Origin of the sequence: Streptomyces niveiscabiei (assembly GCF_001419795.1) — a bacterium.
Taxonomy (GTDB): Bacteria; Actinomycetota; Actinomycetes; order Streptomycetales; family Streptomycetaceae; genus Streptomyces; species Streptomyces niveiscabiei.
This window is the reverse complement of record NZ_LIRL01000096.1, coordinates 1-2426: the sequence shown is the minus strand read 5'-3', so window position 1 is coordinate 2426 and position 2426 is coordinate 1. Positions and strand designations below refer to the sequence as shown.

2 protein-coding genes and 1 pseudogene are annotated in these 2426 nt (G+C 70.8%); all 3 read right to left on the bottom strand.

The genetic code is table 11. The features are described 5' to 3' along the window. Window positions 1–424: pseudogene (locus AOK24_RS05855) on the bottom strand (alpha/beta hydrolase); the annotation flags it as partial. Between the two features lie 211 nt (window positions 425–635). Further along, window positions 636–1193 carry a hypothetical protein gene (locus AOK24_RS05850; protein WP_055718981.1) on the bottom strand — a complete coding sequence of 186 codons (558 nt, stop codon included), beginning with the start codon at window positions 1191–1193 and terminating at the stop codon, window positions 636–638. Between the two features lie 26 nt (window positions 1194–1219). Next, window positions 1220–2426, bottom strand: a 1207-nt coding sequence (locus AOK24_RS05845; RefSeq protein WP_167376804.1) for a WD40 repeat domain-containing protein, incomplete at its 5' end; no start/stop codon positions are given.

Here is a 2426-nt window from a genome sequence, read left to right as displayed (position 1 = left end):
GCTCTGCGGGGAAGGTGAGGGGGCATCGAGGGGTGAGGCCGCCCGGCCCGGTCAGCCCCCGCAGGAACTCCGCCGCCGCGTTGAAGAGGAGACTCGGCGCGTCCAGCGTGAAGTCGAGCAGCGGCGAGTTCAGCACGGCACAGGCGGGCGGCATGCCCCCGAGCCGCTTGTCGGCGACCGCGACTGGACCTCGCGTATGGCAGTGCTCCCAGGCGGCGCACACGTCGTCGACGGCGTGCGGGAACCGGGGCCGGTACCGCGCGCATACGACAGTGAGCCCTGTACGCCGCGCCGGCTCCCGCGCGGTCGGCAACGCGTCCTGCGGCGTACCGCCGAGCCGGGGGTCGCCGTGCAGACACAGCACCGCGTGCTCGGACGCGGCCCCCTCCGGCCGCACCTCCGGCCCGAACGGCCCTTCCGCCACGGGACGTCACCTTCTTCGCCGCTTCCCAGTGTTCCTCCGCCACCCACAGCTCGGCGAAGACGTCGGCGGCCTCGGGCTCCTCGCGCAGATCGTCTCAGGCTGGGGAGGCCAAGTGGAGGTCTCCTTGCGCGACGCGATGCTCTCTCAGCTCAACTACCCACGCCTCGACCTGCCTCAACGACGGCCCCCCAGCTTGGCGAACACGGCGACTTCACGTGAACACCTCCACCCCGGCCCCGAGTTCGGGCAACGACCACGGTTCCAGCATGCCCGAGGCGTACTCGGCGAGGAACTGCGCGGTGCCTCCCGAGTAGTGCCACCACTCCAGGTTCCGCGAGGCGACCGTGACGAGCCAGGGCTTTGCCGTCGTCCACAAGAAGACGTCGCCCGACAGCGAACTGCCCCACGGCAACAGCCCGCCGGACGCCGGATGAGGTGGCAGCCCGATCGGCATGTCGCTGTCCCACCAGTCCCGCACGGTCTCCAACTCGCCTTCGACACCGGCGAGCCAGTCCGGCTCGCGGCCCGGCGCGGGGAGTGGGGCGTGGAGGAAGTCGCCCAGGAGGAAGGACGGGTACAGCTCGGCCAGGAGGCGGAAATCGGGTGGGAGCCCGATGCCGAGAGTGTTCTCGATTCGCGTCCAGTCGGGCGGAGTCGGTGTGGTGCGGCGGTGGTGTGCCAGGTTCGGGACGGCCGTTTCGAGCGCGGTGACTGCCTCGGCCGGGGCGAGGTGGCGGGCAGGGTGCTGTGTGCCGATGAGGTCGTCCATGCGGTCACGATGTCAGACGAGGGTGCTCAGGACGGTGAAGGTGATACCCAGGTGGACCAGTTGAGTGTCCAGACCTGAACCGTGTTGTCCTGGGCGGCTGTTGTGAGGGCTGTGCCGTCGCCGGTGAAGTCGATTGTTCGGGTTTTTGTCGAGGTGGTGGTGGGCTGGGGGAGGGTTTTTGCCGGGCCTGGGCTTGTGTAGTCGAGGAGGGTGATCGTGCCGGTGTCGGAGAGGAGGGCGAGGCGTTCGCCGGTGGGGGCGAACTTGGCTGTGGCTGTGCTGGGGAAGGCGCGTTCGGGAGTGTGGCCGGAGGTCCGCCAGAGTTGGACGGTGCCGGTGTTGTCCAGCAGTGCGAGGAGTTCGCCGTCGCCGCTGAAGCCGAGGGGGCGGCCCTCGGCGAGTGCGGTGAGGCGCTCGCCCGTGGTGACGTCCCAGAGGCTCGCCTTGTGGTCGGCCGCGAACTCGCTGCTCGTGGCGAGTGTCCTGCCGTCCGGGCTCAGGGCGATCACGTAGCCGGTGGCGAGGGTCGTGGTGACCTTGGCGGTCTGTACGTTCCAGAGCTTCACCGTTCCCGGGCTGCCCGCCGCCCCCGCCGCGAGCGTCTTGCCGTCCGGCATGAACACCATGCTCTGGACGCCGTTGCCGAAACCCGTGAGCGTGGTGACCAGTTCGCCCGTGCTCGTGTTCCACAGGCGGATCGGGTTGCCGTAGTCCTTGTCGGCGGCCAGCCCGGCGGCCGTCGCGAGGAGGTCGCCGCGCGGGCTGAACGCCATGGTCACGCTCGCCGGGGCGCCGGTGGCGATGTCGGTCGTGCTGTTCGTGGTCAGGTTCCGGACGTGGACCGTCATCTTGGCCGTGCTGCCCGTGTCGACCGTCGCCAGCAGGTTCCCGGCCTTGCTGAACAGGGGGTACGCCTGACGCGCGAGCGTCTGCACGGTCCCGGCGTCCGTCGCGCGCAGCAGCCGTACGCCCGTGGCGCCGGTCGCCGCGATGAACTTGCCGTCCGGGCTGAACAGGGCCGTGGTTCCCGCGCCGGCGACGGACGTACGGAGGATGGGGCCGGGGACGCGCCCCCATCCGGCCGCCGAGTCCTTGCCGCCGTTGGTGCCGCCCTCGTCGTGCAGAAGCGTCAGGGTCACGGGCACGGCTACGCCCACGCCGATGGCCAGCACCACGGCGCCCACGAGGATCTTGGCCCGGGTGGAGAGGGCGGACCAGCGGGACGGGCGGGGG